Origin of the sequence: Blautia faecis (assembly GCF_020554845.1) — a bacterium.
GTDB lineage: Bacteria > Bacillota > Clostridia > Lachnospirales > Lachnospiraceae > Blautia_A > Blautia_A faecis.
The window spans coordinates 1-18,464 of record NZ_JAJCIA010000057.1 but is presented as its reverse complement, the minus strand read 5'-3'; the positions used below and the strand labels follow the sequence as shown (position 1 = coordinate 18,464).

At 42.5% G+C, this 18,464-nt stretch carries 15 protein-coding genes and 2 pseudogenes; 15 read left to right on the top strand and 2 right to left on the bottom strand.

Features of this window, described 5'->3' with window-relative positions:
* The 8 genes and pseudogenes from LIZ66_RS18620 to LIZ66_RS17540 form a co-directional block, all read left to right on the top strand.
* Nucleotides 1–1,849, top strand: a pseudogene (locus tag LIZ66_RS18620) (hypothetical protein); the annotation flags it as partial.
* Nucleotides 1,850–1,899: 50 nt separating this feature from the next.
* Nucleotides 1,900–2,694, top strand: a complete 795-nt coding sequence (locus LIZ66_RS17570) for a S8 family peptidase (RefSeq protein ID WP_173718903.1) — start codon at nucleotides 1,900–1,902, stop codon at nucleotides 2,692–2,694.
* A 258-nt stretch (nucleotides 2,695–2,952) separates the two neighbouring features.
* Nucleotides 2,953–3,648 carry a TetR/AcrR family transcriptional regulator gene (locus LIZ66_RS17565; RefSeq protein ID WP_226854472.1) on the top strand — a complete coding sequence of 232 codons (696 nt, stop codon included), beginning with the start codon at nucleotides 2,953–2,955 and terminating at the stop codon, nucleotides 3,646–3,648.
* A gap of 896 nt (nucleotides 3,649–4,544) precedes the next feature.
* Nucleotides 4,545–5,024 carry a pyridoxamine 5'-phosphate oxidase family protein gene (locus tag LIZ66_RS17560; protein WP_118583844.1) on the top strand — a complete coding sequence of 160 codons (480 nt, stop codon included), beginning with the start codon at nucleotides 4,545–4,547 and terminating at the stop codon, nucleotides 5,022–5,024.
* A 44-nt stretch (nucleotides 5,025–5,068) separates the two neighbouring features.
* Nucleotides 5,069–6,001 carry a DUF1848 domain-containing protein gene (locus LIZ66_RS17555; protein ID WP_173717344.1) on the top strand — a complete coding sequence of 311 codons (933 nt, stop codon included), beginning with the start codon at nucleotides 5,069–5,071 and terminating at the stop codon, nucleotides 5,999–6,001.
* Between the two features lie 62 nt (nucleotides 6,002–6,063).
* The gene (locus tag LIZ66_RS17550) at nucleotides 6,064–6,720 is read left to right on the top strand and encodes a thymidine kinase (RefSeq protein ID WP_227201127.1); all 657 of its coding nucleotides are present in this window, start codon (nucleotides 6,064–6,066) and stop codon (nucleotides 6,718–6,720) included.
* Nucleotides 6,721–6,745: 25 nt separating this feature from the next.
* The gene (locus LIZ66_RS17545) at nucleotides 6,746–7,144 is read left to right on the top strand and encodes an arsenate reductase ArsC (protein ID WP_187564842.1); all 399 of its coding nucleotides are present in this window, start codon (nucleotides 6,746–6,748) and stop codon (nucleotides 7,142–7,144) included.
* Nucleotides 7,145–7,264: 120 nt separating this feature from the next.
* Nucleotides 7,265–8,038, top strand: coding sequence for a DNA polymerase Y family protein (locus tag LIZ66_RS17540; RefSeq protein WP_330663627.1), 774 nt, complete (start codon nucleotides 7,265–7,267; stop codon nucleotides 8,036–8,038).
* Nucleotides 8,039–8,194: 156 nt separating this feature from the next.
* Here the strand turns inward: LIZ66_RS17540 and LIZ66_RS17535 are convergent.
* Nucleotides 8,195–9,084: pseudogene (locus tag LIZ66_RS17535) on the bottom strand (transposase).
* Between the two features lie 691 nt (nucleotides 9,085–9,775).
* Here LIZ66_RS17535 and LIZ66_RS17530 point away from each other — a divergent pair.
* From LIZ66_RS17530 to LIZ66_RS17500, 7 genes are read left to right on the top strand one after another with little or no spacing between them, the layout of a single operon-like run.
* Nucleotides 9,776–9,940 (top strand): hypothetical protein, encoded by a 165-nt coding sequence (locus LIZ66_RS17530; RefSeq protein ID WP_173717341.1) that lies wholly within the window; start codon nucleotides 9,776–9,778, stop codon nucleotides 9,938–9,940.
* A 20-nt stretch (nucleotides 9,941–9,960) separates the two neighbouring features.
* A complete protein-coding gene (locus tag LIZ66_RS17525) occupies nucleotides 9,961–10,263 on the top strand; it encodes an STAS domain-containing protein (protein WP_148462062.1) in 303 nt (100 codons plus the stop codon).
* A gap of 27 nt (nucleotides 10,264–10,290) precedes the next feature.
* A complete protein-coding gene (locus tag LIZ66_RS17520) occupies nucleotides 10,291–12,015 on the top strand; it encodes a GH3 auxin-responsive promoter family protein (protein WP_173770166.1) in 1,725 nt (574 codons plus the stop codon).
* A 35-nt stretch (nucleotides 12,016–12,050) separates the two neighbouring features.
* Nucleotides 12,051–12,920 (top strand): ATP-grasp domain-containing protein, encoded by an 870-nt coding sequence (locus LIZ66_RS17515; protein ID WP_173770167.1) that lies wholly within the window; start codon nucleotides 12,051–12,053, stop codon nucleotides 12,918–12,920.
* Nucleotides 12,917–14,659 (top strand): ABC transporter ATP-binding protein, encoded by a 1,743-nt coding sequence (locus tag LIZ66_RS17510; protein WP_173736151.1) that lies wholly within the window; start codon nucleotides 12,917–12,919, stop codon nucleotides 14,657–14,659. The genes LIZ66_RS17515 and LIZ66_RS17510 overlap by 4 nt, the downstream gene beginning before the upstream one ends.
* Complete coding sequence (locus tag LIZ66_RS17505; RefSeq protein WP_148462065.1) at nucleotides 14,656–16,440, top strand: ABC transporter ATP-binding protein; 1,785 nt, start codon at nucleotides 14,656–14,658, stop codon at nucleotides 16,438–16,440. The genes LIZ66_RS17510 and LIZ66_RS17505 overlap by 4 nt, the downstream gene beginning before the upstream one ends.
* A gap of 22 nt (nucleotides 16,441–16,462) precedes the next feature.
* A complete protein-coding gene (locus tag LIZ66_RS17500) occupies nucleotides 16,463–17,806 on the top strand; it encodes an ATP-grasp domain-containing protein (protein ID WP_226838025.1) in 1,344 nt (447 codons plus the stop codon).
* A 46-nt stretch (nucleotides 17,807–17,852) separates the two neighbouring features.
* On the opposite strand, the gene LIZ66_RS17495 is transcribed toward LIZ66_RS17500, so the two are convergent.
* The coding region (locus LIZ66_RS17495; RefSeq protein WP_227201126.1) for a LytR/AlgR family response regulator transcription factor at nucleotides 17,853–18,464 on the bottom strand (612 nt) is incomplete at its 5' end.

Here is an 18,464-nt window from a genome sequence, read left to right as displayed (position 1 = left end):
AGAAAATAACGGAACCGATAATGCAAATTATACGGTTGTATTTACGCCTTCTGAAACCAACATTTATCTTCCGGTAGAATTTGACCTTCCAGTAAGAACGCAGATTGGTGTCCGCGTAAGCTGTAAAGCTGACAGCCGTGATTACGAAAAAGGCAATGTTACCACCACTGGAATCTATGAACTGACACGTGCTGGCGACGGTATGAAACTGGAAAATCTGGAACTGACAGACGGTATATTTAAGTTTGAACAGGAAACACCTGGTGAAAACCTTAAAGTTACCTTCAGCGGTTATAAAATCCGGGAAGACCAAAATGCAGATAACCTGTATGTGCTTCTGGATACTACAGCTGAAACAACAGCCTCTATCTACTGGATCACGCCAGTGATCGAAACTGTGCCAACCGTAGCACAGGAATTTGAAATCGGTACCAGATTAAAGGATATCCAAAATTCACCAGAAAAGGATCCGGTCTTAACCGATGGAAAAGCTACATACAATCAGAAAGAAATTCCAGGAACCTGGCAATGGCAAAATCCTGAGACAGTACTTGACCAGGTGGGTGAAATCCGATACACAATGCTGTTTATTCCAGAAAATACAGCTGGATTTAAAACAATCCAGGCAGAAGTAACCGTATCCACAATAAAAGCAGTGGTGACGCCTCCTGAGATCCCGGAAATGGTCTATAATGGGCAGGAACAGGCTCCGGTTATTCCAGAAACGGAATTCTATAAAACAGTTCAAAATGAAAAGCATTTAGATGCTGGAGAGTACAATGTAACGATGGAACTTAAGAATCCTGCACTGTACAGATGGCCGGAAAGTGAAGAAAAAATTACGATCCTGCCCTATAAGATTCAAAAAGCCAAAGCAGACATTACAGGAACTCCGGACCCGGAAAAACTGACCCTGATTTATGGGCAGATGCTTTCAGATGGATTGACGTCAGAAACAGAACCGGACAGAGCGAAAAAGAAAACTCTGATTGCAAAAGATATGATATCCGGAATCAAGGTGAAGGTCGCAGAGATGGAAACAGCCGGAGAATGGCAGTGGAAGCTTGAAGAATCCGAGAAAAAGCAGCTGGCAGTTACTGAAAACGCTTATAAGCTTCAAGCAGTTTTTCAACCTGCTGATGAAAGCGTGGCAAAAAATGTAGAACCGATTGAAGAGATATTTACCGTAAAAGTAAAGAAGGCGGTACCTGCATTGACGTGTAAAGATTTCAGCGGAAAACTATTTAATTCAAAAGATAATGAAGGAAATGTGGTTGGAAGTTATCTTTCAAATGCAGAGATTAATGGCTGGGTTGAAGCGAAAAATCCAATTACTGGCGAAACTATTGTGGGAACCTGGAAGGCAACACCTGTTGAGGACAAAGTCATCACTAAAGAGGGTGGAGGATTTGCATATAAGCTTACCTTTACTCCGGAAGATACAGTAAACTATTCAGAAGCTGTTGTTGAAAACTTGATGATTTATATTCATGTCGACTATAAGCCTGTAGTTCCAACGGACGCCCCTGCTCCAACAGAAACTCCAGCTCCGACAGAAGCACCTGCTCCAACAGAAGCCCCTGCTCCGACAGACGCCCCTGCTCCAACAGAAGCACCTGCTCCGACAGACGCACCAGCTCCGACAGACGCATCAGCTCCAACGGAATCCCTAGCTCCAACGGACGCACCAGCTCCGACAGAAGCACCAGCTCCGACGGAATCCCCAGCTCCAACAGAAGCTCCAGCTCCAACGGACGCACCAGCTCCGACAGACGCACCAGCTCCGACGGAAGCTCTGGCGCCAACGGACGCCCCGGCGCCAACAGAACCTTTGGCTCCGAAAGAATAAATTAGCCACAAAAAACTGACTGATCAATTGAATTTGACAAAAAAGATGCTATGAAACACAAACTAAAAATTTTTTCAAAACTTCCATTAATTGCTTTGTGCCTTATGTCTGCAATCGGAGCATATACTCCGGTTCTTGCAGACAGTGAATCCCAGGTAACTGTGTGTATTCTGGATTCAGGCTGCAACATGGAAGACATTACAGGGTGGAATTATCTGGAAGGCAGCGATAACCTTTCTGACAACAGCGGACATGGAACAGGCGTCTGTGAAATCCTGCTGGAAAAGGCACTGGATGCAAATCTGGTCATGCTAAAGTGTTTTGATGGGGAATCTGAAAATCAGACAGACGATAATACCATCATCCAGGCCATCTATGACAGCGTAGATAAATACCATGCAGATATCCTTAATATGAGTTGGACACTGAATAGAGATTCGAACCTCCTCCATGAAGCAATTCAGTATGCCAGCGAAAACGGAGTCCTGATACTGGCTGCAGCCGGAAACCTGAGCTTCCAGACACCTTCTGGAAGCCAGGTATATCCGGCTGCCTGGGAAGAAGTAATCGGCGTGGCAGGAGCTGATCTTGATGAAAACGGGAATCCCATAAGTTCGCTGTGGTATCTTGGCGGTGAAGCAGTATATGTAAGCGCAAACGGAAGTTATGAAGATCAGAAAGGATCCTCCTATGCGGTCCCCAGAGTAAGTGCAGCTGTAGCAGGGTACCTGCTGGAGAATCCAGGTGTAACGCAGGAAAAAGTACTGGACTATCTGAAAAATAAAGCTGTTGATGCCGGAGACAAGGGATATGACCTTCAGTTTGGGTGGGGGTATATCGAATGAAAATTGATAAGTAGTTAGAATAATGCGGAATGTAGATACAAAACAAAAGAATGCAGCTCATGTGTTGCATTCTTTTTGTTTTATAAAGCCTGCAAAAAAGAGCGATCATTTTTCATAGGTCTTTTTTCATAAATATAATGTGGAAATTTTGTACAAATTATCCAAATAATAGTTGCGAAAAACTTTAAAGCAATATATAATTGATTATAATCAAAAGTATATGCAAAATTATAATTACAAGGATGGATTGATGTAAAAATGCCAAAAGGATTACAACATAAAGGAATCGTCAGAAGAAACAAAATGATCTATGCAGCAGTAAAATTATTTCTGGAAAATGGATACGAGAAGACCACAACAGCCTCTATTGCAAAGGCTGCCGGGATGTCCCCCTCTTCCTTTTTTGCAGCATTTGATAATAAAGAAGCCTTGCTGCTTACCCTGGTCAAAACAATGTTTGGAAGCCAGTTTGATAAGGCTGAGAAATTATTAGGGGAAACCCCGGATCCGTTGCTTGTCTATGGAGTAGAAGTTTCGATACAGATGTACATAGCCGAATTGTCAGAACCGTTGAGGGAATTATATGTGGTAGGATATTCTCTTCCTACTACCTCAGAATATATTTATATGCGCACGGCGCAGAAGATTCAGCATATTTTTTCACAATATATAAAAGAAGCAGAATTGAAAGATTTTTATGAAATGGACATTGCCTCTGCCGGAATCACCAGAGGATTTATGGCAAAAAAATGCGACCTCTATTTTACCATGGAAAACAAATTAAGAAGATTACTGAAATGCTGCTTTACCTTATATAAAGTACCGGAAGCCAAACAAGAGGAAGTAATCGGTCAGATCTTAAAAATGGATCTGAAACCAATTGCAGAGAAAATCATAGAAGACACAGTAAGAAAAGCAGAAGAAGGATTTGAATCAGTTTTGGCAGAAAAGTAAATATTTTGAAAATTATATAAGTATAAAAGGACTGACAAAACCTGTCAAAAGTAGCAGCGACCTGCACAGAAGATGGATTAACGGAAGGAAGATACTGTGAAACCTGTGGTGCAGTATTTGCAGCACAGAAAGCAGTGAAGGCAACAGGCCATAAAGAAGTAATAGACAAAGAAATAAATGCCACGTATTTTACCCTTTAAGGATCCTGAACCTGAGGAAATTAATGGTTTTAAAGACATTACAGAAGCTGTAAACTTTTTAGATATAATTATCCAATGTGACGGACAATCAATAAATAATAAAGAGCATTTCTGCTTCACTCATAGAACAATTGAACCACATGAGGAGCGACGTGTTGAATATAGCGATGGAAGAACCGAAATGGGATGCTTTAAGTGCGAGACATGCTCCTGGAGAAGAACTATTCGGTATATAAATGAACCATCGTGGTATGCAGATTAAAGATATCCGGGGCACAAATTGTCATGTTGTTCATATCTGTAAGGAAATTTACAGAAATTAAGGGGCTGGAAACAGTCCCTTTTCAAATATTTTTGGAAAGTTACAGGGAAAACATATGGATAAAGTTTTGAAAAACTGTGCGTCGCATTCTCGTTACTTCAGTGATGAGCTAGGCGCACTATTTTTTGAAAATAAGTAGAACAAATGTTTGTAAATTCTATTTGCATATGGTACAATTCATTAGGAAAGTATCAGATTCAGAGCAAACAAAAAGAGCAATTCTGAGAAAAACTGGAACTGCTCTGAATGTGATTCTTTCCAATTGAATTGTCTGGTAATCTATATAGATGAAAAATGGAGTTTGCCTTAATCAAAATGTAATCTTAAAAATGAGATTCCATTGAAAAGGAAAATAATTGGCAGGAGGATATCTTATGTTTCGCGAGATGAGAAGATTTAAGCAACAGGTTTCACAAGATGAATGTAAAAAAATATTAAAAGATGAAAAAAGAGCTGCTTTTTCTGTAATTGGTGATGAAGGGTATCCCTATACCATTCCAATTAATTTTTACTATGAAGAGGCTGATCATACGATTTATTTTCATGGAGCCAGAGAAGGACACAAGATGGATGCAATCCAGAAATGTAATACAGTGTGTCTGACAACCTGGAACCAGGGTTTCAAAAAAGAAGGGCACTGGGAGTGGAATGCCACAAGTGTTGTTGTGTTTGGAAAAGCAGAACTTGTCACAGATACAAAGATTATAGAAGACCGTCTTCAAAAACTGGCAGAAAAATATTACCCTACAGTAGAAGAAGTAGAAAAAGAAATGAATGGTTCTGCAAGAAGCCGTGTCCAGCTATTTGCAATCAGAATTGAGCATATGACAGGGAAGCTTGTAAATGAGAAATAATGTGTAAGAGAGTTTGCTGACATAAAAAAGAAGGGAACACATTTATGATTATTCAGACCGGTATGCGGACGGATATCCCGGCGTTTTATTCGGAATGGCTGTGTAACCGGATAAAAGAGGGCTACGTGATGGTTCGGAATCCATATCAGCCGCAGCAGGTAACAAGATATACCTTTTCGCCTTCTGTGGTAGATCTGATTGCGTTCTGCTCGAAAAATCCGGCGCCTATGCTTTCACACATGGATTTACTGAAAACATATGGAATGTACTGGTTCGTTACCATTACCCCTTATGGAAAAGAAATAGAGCCTCTGGTTCCAGATGTAGAAGCGGTAATAGATACATTTCGGCAACTGGCTGAGATTACAGGACCGGATTCCATGGGATGGCGTTATGACCCTATATTCCTGAATGAGACTTATACGCCAGAGGTCCATATCCAAAAGTTTACACAGATCGCACAGGCCCTTGAGGGCTATACCCATACCTGCGTGATCAGTTTCATCGACCTGTACCAGAAAGTGAGAAGAAATTTTCCGGAAGCCCAAGCTGTACCAAAAGAAAAACGTCTGTCACTTGGGAAAACCATGATACAGATAGCCGCGGCACATGGAATGAAAGTATATCCCTGTGGAGAAGGAACAGAATTAGCCTGTTATGGGGCAGATTGCAATGGCTGTATGACACAGGAAACATACGAAAAAGCCCTCCATACCACGCTGGATATACCGAAAAAGCAGCCACTACGGAAAGAATGTGCCTGTTTTATGGGAAATGATATTGGAGCATATAATACCTGTCTTCATGGATGTAAATATTGTTATGCTAATTACGATACCAAAACGGTTCGTCAGAATTATGCTTTGCATGATCCGAAATCCCCGTTTTTGATTGGAAATTTAAAAGCGGATGATAAAATACATCAGGCGGATCAGAAAAGCTGGATCGACGGACAACTGGTTCTGAAATTTGATTGATAGAAGGAAAAGCTATATGGAAAAGCTTTTGAAAGAACACTGAGCATAAGGAGAGTCTGAAAATGGCAAAATTATATTTCCGCTACGGAGCAATGGGAAGCTCGAAATCAGCAAACATACTAATGGTCCGTTATAACTACGAAGAGCGCGGTCAGTATGCCGTTTTGTTAAAACCAAGAACAGACAGCCGGGATGGAGAACGCAAGATCCAGTCTCGTATGGGATTATCTGCTTCAGCAGAATACGTGGATGAATTTTTAAAAGAGATTTCCCAAACCTGGAAAGAAGGAAATAAAGAATACAGTTATCAGGGAAAGAAAGTGGATGCAGTTCTGGTAGATGAAGCACAGTTCCTTTCGGAAGCGGAAATAGACACTTTGTCCGACCTTGTGGATTTTTATAATATTCCAGTGATCTGCTATGGACTGCGCACCGATTTCCGCAACCGCTTATTTCCTGGCTCCAGACGTCTGATGGAGATTGCAGATGTCATTGAGGAAGTACCGACTGTCTGTTGGTGTGGAAAACGTGCACAGTGTAATACCCGGTATGCAAATGGAGAAATTGTACGGGAGGGTGCGCAGATCATGCTTGGCTCCAATGAAAGCTATGTGGCGCTTTGCCGGAAGCACTACAAAGAAGGAAAATTATGGAAAGAAGCTGGAGCAGAAAATGAAACGAGCACCAGGAGGAACTGTAAAATTATGGAAAAAGAGTAAGATATAAGAGGAAGGGGACTCTTCTATGAGTAAGAAAAAGGTAGCTTTTATCTGTGTCCATAATTCATGCCGCAGCCAGATAGCAGAAGCATTCGGAAAGCATCTGGCATCAGATGTATTTGAAAGCTATTCGGCTGGTACAGAGACAAAACCGCAGATCAATCAGGATGCGGTCCGGATTATGAAAGAATCATATGGAATAGATATGGAAGCAGATGGTCAGTACAGCAAACTGATTCGCGATATTCCAACTCCTGATATCGTGATTTCCATGGGATGCAATGTAGGGTGTCCGTTTATTGACAGGCCTTTTGACGATAACTGGGGACTGGAAGATCCAACGGGAAAAAACGATGAGGCGTTTAAATTAGTTATAGAAGAAATCAGGAAGAAAATCCTTGAATTAAAGAAGAATGCGTCTTGATAACTTGCAAAACGATATTTTGATAGGAACAGATAGATGAAGCATGCTTGATAATCTGGATACCAAGACGTCTGCCAATAATCATGGAAAGGTGTGGAATACCAGAAGAAATCATATCACATGGAGGCTGTATGTGGGTCTGCACATTACCAGATCGCTGCGTACTGGTCCAGAGTTTTGAACAAGCCTGCGATTAAAGCGTATCAGGCATCCAGACGTGGGATTGTTCTGACAGCAAATTATACTGCTACGCAAAAGGGGGTAAAGACAGGACTGGCTTTGTGGCAAGCTAAAAGTGCCTGTCCGGATCTGGTTGTTGTTCCGCCCAGAATGGAGCTTTATCTACAGTTTTCTTCCATGCTGCGGGAGATTTATGGAGAGTATACCGATCTGGTGGAGCCTTATGGATGTGATGAAGCGTGGCTGGATGTGACTGGAAGTACCGCCTTAAAAGGGGATGAAAAAAAGATTGCAGATGAGATTAGAAGCCGTGTAAAAAAGGAATTGGGGATCACAGTCAGTATCGGGATTACGTGGAATAAGATTTTTGCTAAGCTTGGAAGCGATTATAAAAAACCAGATGCGATCACCCAATTTCATAAAGAAAATTACCAGAGTATCGTCTGGAATCTTCCTGCAGCTAACCTTTTGTATGTCGGAAGATCTACCAGAACGATGTTAAACCGTTATGGGATCAAAACCATTGGGAAAATTGCAACGTCAGATCCAGATTTCCTGGAACGACTGTTCGGGAAGATGGGACTGGTCTTATATTCCTTTGCAAATGGCTGGGATGATTCTCCTGTTGCACCAGAAGGCTATGCGGCTCCCATTAAGTCCATTGGTAACAGTACCACCACACCAAGAGACTTAGCAACTAACCTAAATCCGTGAAGTTCATTCTTTAAGAGAACCAATCTTCCAAAGGTAAGTTTGTTTCATGATGTGAGCATACTTCTGTGGCTTTTTCTGTATCAGCACCGGGAACAAAAGCAGTCACTGGGCAAAAAGGGTACACGAAATAAGCCTGCTATAAAATTGCTTTGTTACTTATGAGTTTGTGACAGCATATTTCTGACAGATATCAGAAAATATATGTCGCCAGATGTTGCTTCTTCCGAGGCCGGTTATCAACTGGCGTGCATGCATGGTTATATGTCCTGCCATCATAATCAGGTTGCTGATAACTGTGCGTAAACGACGGCGTTTAACATCCCTCTTCTGACGGGGTGCCCGTCCTCCAATTGTGCCCTGACCGATCATACGGAGAATGTTATATGCGATCATCCCTAATTCGAGTATCAGTGCATTGGTCGCGAACTTTCCGGATGGAAGCCGCTCCAGATCCATGTCTGTTTTTACCTCACTATGAAACTGCTCACATTCCCCATGGGCATGATACAGACTGATGATTTCCTCATCCGGGTCACCAAGGTTTGTCCACCAGGCTTCAACTTCAATATCGGGAACAAGGTTGAACTGACCATACTTATCAATGGTTCGCTCTGTAATCTCGTATCCGGCACGGAGTGTATACTCTGTATTGAACTGCTTACTGGTAACGGTTTTCCAGTCACTGCCTATATAGACGGTTTTTCCGTCTCTGGGACTGGTTACATTCCGGCAATACTGCTTTGCCATTTCAAACCAGTCATCCGTGCTTTCTCGGCGAAGTTTTCGCTTGATAATGAAAAAGCTTCAAAGTAAGGTTTGCCCATGCAAAGCATTCCAAGGTAAGTGAGTACAATATCACCATTTTTAATCTGATGCTGAGACCGATTGGATGTCACGTCCATGCGATTGAGTTTTTTGATGAAATCGCTTTTCCCAAGGAGGGCGCCAACAACAGCCAGACCGCTGGCTGGGATAATACGTTCATTTGTAAACTCAACAATAATGTTCTTATTGGTGTTCAGTGTGATTCGGTGGTTGTTATTCATGGTAAAAGACTCCAATCCATAGATTTTGTTATGTCTATTTTACCACAGACTGCTTTCACCTGGTGGGTGAATAACAATATTGGAAAAAAATATTGCAAAAGCATGAAACTATAGGGTTTAAGGAGTATGTGAGGAAATCAACTTCACGGATTCAGGAAAAACCAATAAAGCAGACAATAGATAATATTCTCAGTAACGCAGCCAAAAGTAGAATGTCTCCATGACAGCAGAATATAATAAATTAATTCTAAAAATAAAGGGAGCTCTTTAATGAAGCAAAAACCCTTATTGATCAGCCTGTTAATTTCTCTGGGAACCGGAGTGATTGCAGGCTTTCTTACTTTTAAAAGTATGGAACAATACTAGAATGAGCCGCCTAATAATTGTGAAAATCAAAATTCAGTAATACGGAATATAGAAAATCAGGAAGTTAATCTTTTATCAAAAGAAGAACTTTGCAAACGGCAAAATCAAATCAGATGAATGTCTTTTTACACTATATTTTGACTATTCACGCAAAAATATAGACAGAGAAACTAGATTTAAATAATATATATAATATAGATATAAAAACAGTTAAAAGAAGAAAGGAGAAAAAATAGAGAAGGCATGTTTGCTATCTTTTGTATTGCTGTTCAGTACTTTAAGTCAAAGTATTGTAGCAACAACCGTGTATGCAGGCAATATTCTTATGATGGAACAAGATTCAGAATTACCTGTAAAAGAAGATCAAGCAGATATTACGGATCAGGATCATCAAGAGAAAAATACTGATACAGAAAACACAAATTCAGATAAAGAACAGGGAACTGAAGAAAGCACGGATTCAGATAAAATAGTTACCGCATATGTATAAAATACAAGGGGGTTAAATCAATGAAATTTGATGTTAAAACACAGGGAAAGAAAATGGAGGTTGCTTTGGAAGGAAGAATGGACTCTGCAACAGCACCGGGATTTGAGAAGGAGATTTTCCAAAAGCTTGATGGAGTTACTGAGCTTGTTCTGGACTTTACCGATCTTGCGTATCTTTCCAGTGCCGGATTAAGAGTTCTTTTATCCTGTCAGAAGAAAATGAATGCAGCAAAGGGAAGTATGGTTGTAAAGCATGTCAATGAAATTATTATGGAAGTATTTGAAGCAACCGGATTTGACAGTATTTTGACAGTCGAACAATAAAAGACAGATGAAAATGGGGAAAAGAATATGACAATTGAAGAGAGAAAATTAACACCTGCCGGACAGGGGAATCTGCAACAGATCAAATTGGGAATACCGGTAGTGGAAGCATTGAATCGGATGGCAGAGGATCCCATGGGGGAAAATGAAAAGCTGCTTTTAAGGATTCTGGAACAAAATAAGGATACGGAATATGGAAGGAAATATGGCTTTGCGAATATTCATTCCATAGAAGAATACCAGAAGAAGGTTCCGGTCAGTGTATACGATGATTATGCAGGCTATATTTTAAGAATGAGTGAGGATGGGGAGGAGAATCTGATTACCTCCGGTAAGGTTGTACATTATAACAAGTCTTCAGGAACGGTTGGAAATCCCAAGCGTATACCGTTGACGGAAGAGGCTTTTCAGGTTTTTCAGAAGTATAATGGTCCCTACCGTATGGGTCTGGTCGCAAAAGAACTCGGAGAAGACTGGATCAACGGACGGAATATGTCCATTGCGGAATCCATTGCAGAGATCCAGCACGTGAAAAGCGGTGTTACTTATGGGGCTTTGTCAGTAAAAATGATCGGTGAATTCCGCCCTTACCTCGGAATGAGTTTTACATCTCCCGATGAAGCAATTTATCCGGAATCGGAAACCAACACCAGATATCTGCATGCACGTTTCGGATTGATGGACCAGGATCTTACGAATATGGCAGCGAACTTTCTTGGATTTTTACTGGAAGTATTGCGTTATATGGAACAGCATTGGGAGCTTCTGGTTAATGATATTGAACAGGGAACGATTGATCTGGGTATTAAAATGTCAGAGGAAGTCCGTTCCAGTCTCTTAAAGAAAATTCAGCCCATGCCGGAGAGAGCGCAGGAACTGAGGGGAATTTTCATGCAGGGGTTTGAGAAACCGATTGTACCGAAGCTGTGGCCTCATGCACAGTTCCTTACCGGTGTCGGTTCCGGTGGATTTAAGGTTTATGCTGATAAGATCAAAGAGAAATATATGGGAGAAAAAATAGCCCGTTATTTTACCGGAATTAATGCATCTGAAGGCATGATCAGTGTCCCGTACCGGTTAAATGATGAGAAGAGCGTGCCGGTTCCGGACAGTATGTTCTATGAATTTCTGCCGACAGACGCAGATGATGATTTCTCCAAAATAGTAACGATAGATCAGCTTGAGACAGGTAAAGAATATGAAGTGATTGTTACGAATCTTTCCGGTTTTTACCGGTATCGTATGCGTGATGCGGTAAAGATTGCAGGAAAATATAAGAATCTGCCGATTCTGGAATTCATCGGACGTATTGATCAGACAGTCAGTATTATGGGGGAGAAGACAACAGAAGTGGCACTCAGGACTGCCGCAGAGGATACAGCAAAGCAGCTTGGCTTTGACATGATTGATTTTACAGTATATCCGGATGTTGAACATGTTCCTCCACGTTATATTTATTTTATGGAAATCGAAAGCCTTCCGGAGGGGATGAAAGCAAAGGAAATCCGTTTTTTTCTGGAGAGGAATCTTGCTAAGGCCAATCCGTCCATGGGAGATAAGGTGGCAAAAGGAATCTGTGCGTCAACTAAGTTAAATATCTTAGAGCCGGAGACATATAGCTTATACCGTGATCTGATGATAATGAAGGGAATTGCGCCGGCACAGCTGAAGCCTGTGCACATCATCCGGAATGAACTGCAGCGGAAATTCTTTTTCAGTCAGACAGAATACGGGGTGGGGCTTGTAAAATAAATGGAAGGACTTTGTGAAAATAAAAGGAGAAGCCTATGAAAATTTTAGCTTTAGTAGCAAGCCAGGACAGTACTGTGGAAGATGTTAAGACAAATGGAAGAAGGCAGATGCAGGCACTGATAGGTAAAGATAAGGAAGTGCTTTTCTGCGAATATTCCACGATTGAAATTTGCAGGAACGGGGAACTTGCGATCACCTGTCTGGGCGAAAAAATGGAAAAGCCGGATTATTTCTGGCCACTACTTGGATCCACGGATGGATTTATTCTGGAGAATATGCTTCAGGATGCGGGAATTCCATCTATTTTAAATCTGCGTGAGCTTCAGGTCGCAAGAAGTAAGATTGCAACTTATCAGAGATTTGCACAGAATGGAATACGGGTGCCTGATACGATGGTGTTTTTCAAAGATTCTGATCCCGAAACACTGTCTGGTCGTTTTGGTTATCCATTTGTTGTGAAGCCGGACAGTGGATTTGGCGGGATTGGTGTAGAACTGATCCATAACGGCCAGGAGCTTAAGGATTACTTTGCAACTCTTTCCTATGGACAGGCTTATGTGGCACAGGAATATATTGCTACTTCCAAAGGAAGAGACATCCGTGTTGTTGTTCTCCATGGCAGATATTATTTTTCGATGGAGCGCCATGCATCGAATCCTGATGAATTCCGTTCGAATGTACATGTGGGTGGAACTACACAGGAGAAGACTCTTACCGAAGAAGAAAAGGTATTCTGTGAAAAGGTGGCGTCCATATTTGATCTTCCGATTATCGGACTGGATCTTATGATTGGTGATGGAGAGTATGTGCTGGCAGAGGTAAATGCATTTCCGGGTATGCCGGGGCGTAAGATGATGGATGCATATGCTTCCGTTATTGATGATTTTATGGAGGGACAGGCATGACCGGATTTTTGCGAAGAGTATTAAGCCCATACAGGGGACTTTTGATACTGGTCATTTTACTGCAGCTTGGTCAGTCCTTTTTAACCATGTATCTGCCAACAATCAATTCCAGAGTGATCGATTATGGTGTGGCGAATGCGGATGCTGCATATATCATGCATCAGGGAATTCTCATGCTGGGAATAGCTCTTATCCAGTTTCTGCTATCAACCTTGGCTGGTATTTTCGGAGCAAAGGTGGCACTGATGACCGGACGGGATTTGAGGGAGCAGGTTTATGAGAAGCTGATACATTTTTCACGCAGGATGATCGGAAGCATGGGAGCTCCTACGCTGATTACAAGGGCAACAAACGATGTACAGCAGGTAATCCAGTTTATTACGTTCTTATTTACCGCGATTATCGCAGCACCGATGATGTTTATCGGAGGTCTTGTGCTTGCCTTGTCCCAAAGCGTGAAGCTTTCGGTGGTATTGCTTGTGACGATACCTCTGCTGCTTGGGGTTTCTGTGGTATTTTTAAAGCTGATCCTTCCTTATTATAGAGAACAGCAGACGAAAATAGATGAGATGAATACCGTACTCAGGGATCAGATTTCCGGTATCCGTGTGGTAAAGGCCTTTACGAAGGAACAAGGCGAGAAGGAACGCTTTGAACGGATTAACGGAGATCTTTCAAGGATTAATACCAGCATCGGTAAGATTACAGGGCTGATGCAGCCAATCTTTACCCTGACAATGAGCTTTGCCAATATTTCGCTGATCTGGCTTGGCGGCCGTATGGCGGGGAACGGTCAGGTACAGATTGGACAGGTGATCGGCTTCGTAACCTACATATCCTTTATTCTGACAGCAACCCTGATGGCTTCCATGATTTTTATTATGCTGCCAAGAGCCGAGGTATCGGTTACACGTATTGAAGAGATTTTAAACAGTGAAAGTGAAATTCAGGACAGAGAGGATGCTTTTTTGCCAGAGCAGTTCCGGGGAGAAATATGTTTTGAACATGTGACGTATTCCTATGCACCGGATAATGAGCAGGTGGAGCCTGTATTGAAGGACATTTCCTTCTGCGCACAGCCGGGTAAAACGACGGCGATTATCGGATCTACCGGATGTGGTAAGACTACCTTGCTTGATATGATTCCACGTCTTGCAGATGTGACAGAGGGGACGGTCTTCGTAGATGGCATGGATGTCCGGAAGCTGTTAAGGCATGAGCTTGATCAGGCAATCGGCATGGTTCCGCAGAAGGCTTTCCTGTTTTCGGGGACGCTGGAGGACAATCTGCGGGATGGAAAACCGGATGCAACACAGGAAGAACTCTGGGAGGCTCTTTCGATTGCGCAGGCAAAGGAATTCGTGGAGAAAAACGAACGTGGTCTTAAGATGAAGATTTCCGAAGGGGGAACAAACTTTTCGGGCGGGCAGCGGCAGCGGCTTGCAATCGCAAGAGCAATTGTCCGCAGACCCTCCATCTATTTGTTTGATGATTCGTTCTCTGCACTGGATTACCGGACAGACCAGGAGCTGCGAAGAGCACTGAAGCCGGTTACACAGAATGCGGCTGTGATTATTGTTGCACAGAGAATCAGTACCATTAAGGATGCTGACCAGATCCTTGTGATGAATCAGGGACGTATTGAAGCGGTTGGAACACATGAAGAACTCATGCAAAGCAGCCGGACTTATCAGGAAATTGTGGCTTCCCAGCCCACAGATAAGGAGGTGGCATCATGAGTACAAAGCAGAAAAAGACCATACAAAAGGGGTCTTTCAAGCGGCTGTTAAAGCTCTTCTTCTTTAAAAATAAGATGCTGACCGCTCTTATGCTGTTCAGTATTATTATTTCAGCGGTTGCTACAGCGCTGGGACCGCAGTATCTGGGGTATGCAACGGATTCCATTGTACAGGATATGTCAAACCCGGTAAGCAGTAACATTCACTGGGACCGGTTTTTCTTCTGGGCAGGGATATCGAGTGTGATTTTTCTGATCCAGTTCGTATCGAAATGGCTGTCCGCATGGTTTTCCACACGGATCATCTCTGATACGGCGAAAGAATTGCGCAGTCAGGTAGAGACAAAGCTATGGTCGCTGCCATTAAATTATTTTGATACAAACAGTCACGGAGATATCATGAGCCGGACCACAAATGATATTGATAATGTGGTCACGACTCTGAATTCTTCCGGTGCAGATACGATTTACAGTATTTTCCAGCTGGTCGGGATGATTGTCATGATGACTGCAATTAACTGGAGGCTGGCATTGATCACTGTGATCATTATTCCGGTCTCGGGCTGGATTGTGACCCTGATTTCCAGGTTTGTGCGTAAGGAATATCAGAAGCAGTGGTATTATACCGGAATGATTAACAGTAATGTGGAAGAGAGTGTGAACGGACACAATATTGTGAAGCTTTATGGTCAGGAAGAGAAGTTCGTGGAAGCTTTCAGGAAGCAGAATCGTCTGCTGTATGAATCTTCCTTCAAAGCTATGGCCGTATCGAACCTGATTCAACCATTGTCCCGGTTCTTTACGAATCTGAATTATGTGATTGTGGCATTGGGAGGTGCTTTACGGGTAATATCCGGACAGATGACGGTCGGAGATGTGCAGGCATTTATTCAGTATACCAGACAGTTTCAGACACCCTTTTCCAAGCTGTCCCAGGCGTATTCTTCACTGCAGTCCGGAATAGCGTCTCTTGACCGGATCTATGAGCTGTTAGATAGTGAAGATCAGGCTGAAGAAAAACCGGAAGCCAGAGAGAGCTACCGGTTGCAGGGAAAGATCGATTTCCGGGATGTGAGCTTTTCTTATGTACCTGAGAGGAAGCTGATTGAACATATGAACCTTGTTGTAGAACCGGGCCAGATGGTCGCTATTGTTGGAGGAACTGGTGCCGGCAAGACAACACTTGTAAATCTGATCGAACGATTTTATGAAGTAAACATTGGAGAAATTATTTTTGATGACAAAGTAGAAATTCACGACCTTACAAGAGCATGCCTGCGGGAGAACATTGCAATGGTTCTGCAGGACACCTGGGTGTATAAAGGAACGATCGGAGACAATCTGAAATATGGTTTGAAACGGGAAATCACGGAAGAAGAATTCCGGAATGCATGCCGGGAGACCTTCGTGGATCAGTTTGTAAGTACACTGCCTGATGGTTATCAGACTGTAATTTCCAATGAAATGTCAAGCCTTTCTGCCGGAGAAAAGCAGTTGTTGACGATCTGCAGGGCATTTCTTGTGAAACCGAATATTCTCATTTTGGATGAGGCAACAAGTTCTGTAGATACCAGAACCGAAGCCATGATTGATCAGGCACTTGATAAGCTGCGGGAGGGACGGACAAGCTTTGTCATTGCCCACCGTCTGTCCACAATTCGCAATGCAGACGTAATCCTGGTTATGGAGAACGGGCATATCGTGGAGCAGGGCAGCCACAAAGAGCTATTAGCACAAAACGGAGCCTATGCCAGATTATATCAGGCACAGTTTGAATCATAGAAAATAGGCGGAGGAAGAGATTATGCGTATTGTATTTTATAGTGCGTCAACATCAGCACATTCCAATTCATCAACAAAAACAACCTACCAGCCGTTCCGGGCAGATACCTGGGATGAAATGGACCGGCTTTATCCGGACTGCGAATTTGTTGTAGCAGGACCCCTGAATGGTTCTTACATTTTTGACGTGGCAGATGGGGAAATCTGCAAAAAACCTGAGAAGGTGAAATACGTGCTTTTGGAGAGTGGAATGAGTGCGGAGGATACGGCAGAGCTGATTGCACAGCAGAGACCGGATATTGCTGTAGCAATTGCATCGGGAGCCGTTCCCTTTGACTGGGTACCGATCAAGACCGCTCTCATTGCTGAGGAATTACAGAAAAGAGGAATTGCAACCATTGCCAATAATACGCTGGTGTCAGTGGCAGCATTTGATAAGTGGCGTAGTAATATCATGTTCCGCAGCTTTGTCAAAGCGGCAAAGGGAATCTATATTCACCATGAGCTGTTTCTTGCGGAGAAGAAGAATCCGGGTGTCAGTGTAAATGTATATAAGGAATATGTTTTTTATCGGATTAAGGAAATAAACTTTCCGGTCATTGTGAAGGATACATTAGGTGCAGGGTCAATCGGAGTGGAAATCATGAACTCCTATGAGGAAGTAGAGAGCTTTCTTAATTCCGATCAGAACAATTCAGATATAATGGTGGAAGAACTGATTCAGGGAGAACAGTTCGGAACGGAAATTCATGGTGTAGAGGGACGTTACAGTGTCCTTCCGCCGATCGCCTTTTCTGTAACAAAAGAGGGCATTACAGATCCGTTAAGCTCTGTAAAATTTGGTCCGGTGACGGATCCTTCCTATCATTTTGAAAAGGTACAGGAAGAACTGCTTAATATGGCACAGAGTTTGAAATTTGAAGGAACGGTGCAGGTCGATCTGGTTTACCGGGCAGGAGAATGGTATATTATCGAAATTAATCCAAGATGGTCCGGAATGACAACAACAACGGCTGCCATGGAGGGAAGAAATCCACTATCTATTTTTGTGGACAGCATACTCGGAACTGACAAAAATTACAGTATGAAACGGAACCTGAAATATGCATTGAACTTTAAGATGAAAGCAAGGTCGCAGGAGGATCTGATCCGATTATATGGGAATCCGCATGTGGATTATATTATGCAGCTGGAAACCTCAGTGGCAGGTATGGAGAAGATCAACTATTGCGAGGTTGTTATCAGCACCGATCAGGAAAAAGAAGATATTATGAATATCCTGAATGAACTGGAAGAGGAATTCCCGGGGCTTGTTTCCGATGATGTGAAAGCAAATGCCGGAGAGCTTGTTGCAAAATATCAATGAGAATTCTGCGGTCGATAAGACCGCCGTTTTCTGCTGTTTGCAGAAATTAAAACCATTTTGCAGCGTATTGCTGTAATTGTTCCTGGACATCCCGGTAGCTGTATTTGCTGACCGGGATTATTTCCTGATTATTCAGTGTGATTTCAAAGCGTCTGATTGAACGGACAGCATACAGAGAAACAATGTAGCATCTGTGACATTGCACGAAGATATCTTTCGGCAGAATTTCACGGACTGCAGAAAGGGATTTATATATCTTCGTGACAGTACCATCCTGAAGATGAATCTGCAATTCTTTATTGATTATTTCAATATAGGTAATATCCTTGATATGAAAGGATACAGTTCTGGATGGAGTGTCGATTATAATGGATTTCGGAATCAGATGTCGGATTGCACGGGTTAGTGCTTCTGCAAGTTTTTGACGGCTGACCGGCTTGAGGATATAACCTACAGGTTCAGCAGAATATGCATCGAATACAAATTCCTTACTGCTGGAAATGAAGATAACGGGAATTTGTTTTCCAGTGTCATGGAGACATTCTGCAAAGCTGATCCCATTGTTTTCACCCAGCATAATATCAAGAATCAGAATGTCACAGCTTTTAGGACGATAAGCGGGAATCCTCGGCAATTCAATTACCGAGATGAAAGCGTA

Excerpts from the sequence above, each read along its gene's own strand:
- LIZ66_RS17570 (WP_173718903.1), top strand. The coding sequence starts at position 1,900 with ATGAAACACAAACTAAAAATTTTTTCAAAACTTCCATTAATTGCTTTG.
- LIZ66_RS17565 (WP_226854472.1), top strand. The coding sequence starts at position 2,953 with ATGCCAAAAGGATTACAACATAAAGGAATCGTCAGAAGAAACAAAATG.
- LIZ66_RS17560 (WP_118583844.1), top strand. The coding sequence starts at position 4,545 with ATGTTTCGCGAGATGAGAAGATTTAAGCAACAGGTTTCACAAGATGAA.
- LIZ66_RS17555 (WP_173717344.1), top strand. The coding sequence starts at position 5,069 with ATGATTATTCAGACCGGTATGCGGACGGATATCCCGGCGTTTTATTCG.
- LIZ66_RS17550 (WP_227201127.1), top strand. The coding sequence starts at position 6,064 with ATGGCAAAATTATATTTCCGCTACGGAGCAATGGGAAGCTCGAAATCA.
- LIZ66_RS17545 (WP_187564842.1), top strand. The coding sequence starts at position 6,746 with ATGAGTAAGAAAAAGGTAGCTTTTATCTGTGTCCATAATTCATGCCGC.
- LIZ66_RS17540 (WP_330663627.1), top strand. The coding sequence starts at position 7,265 with ATGGAGGCTGTATGTGGGTCTGCACATTACCAGATCGCTGCGTACTGG.
- LIZ66_RS17530 (WP_173717341.1), top strand. The coding sequence starts at position 9,776 with ATGATGGAACAAGATTCAGAATTACCTGTAAAAGAAGATCAAGCAGAT.
- LIZ66_RS17525 (WP_148462062.1), top strand. The coding sequence starts at position 9,961 with ATGAAATTTGATGTTAAAACACAGGGAAAGAAAATGGAGGTTGCTTTG.
- LIZ66_RS17520 (WP_173770166.1), top strand. The coding sequence starts at position 10,291 with ATGACAATTGAAGAGAGAAAATTAACACCTGCCGGACAGGGGAATCTG.
- LIZ66_RS17515 (WP_173770167.1), top strand. The coding sequence starts at position 12,051 with ATGAAAATTTTAGCTTTAGTAGCAAGCCAGGACAGTACTGTGGAAGAT.
- LIZ66_RS17510 (WP_173736151.1), top strand. The coding sequence starts at position 12,917 with ATGACCGGATTTTTGCGAAGAGTATTAAGCCCATACAGGGGACTTTTG.
- LIZ66_RS17505 (WP_148462065.1), top strand. The coding sequence starts at position 14,656 with ATGAGTACAAAGCAGAAAAAGACCATACAAAAGGGGTCTTTCAAGCGG.
- LIZ66_RS17500 (WP_226838025.1), top strand. The coding sequence starts at position 16,463 with ATGCGTATTGTATTTTATAGTGCGTCAACATCAGCACATTCCAATTCA.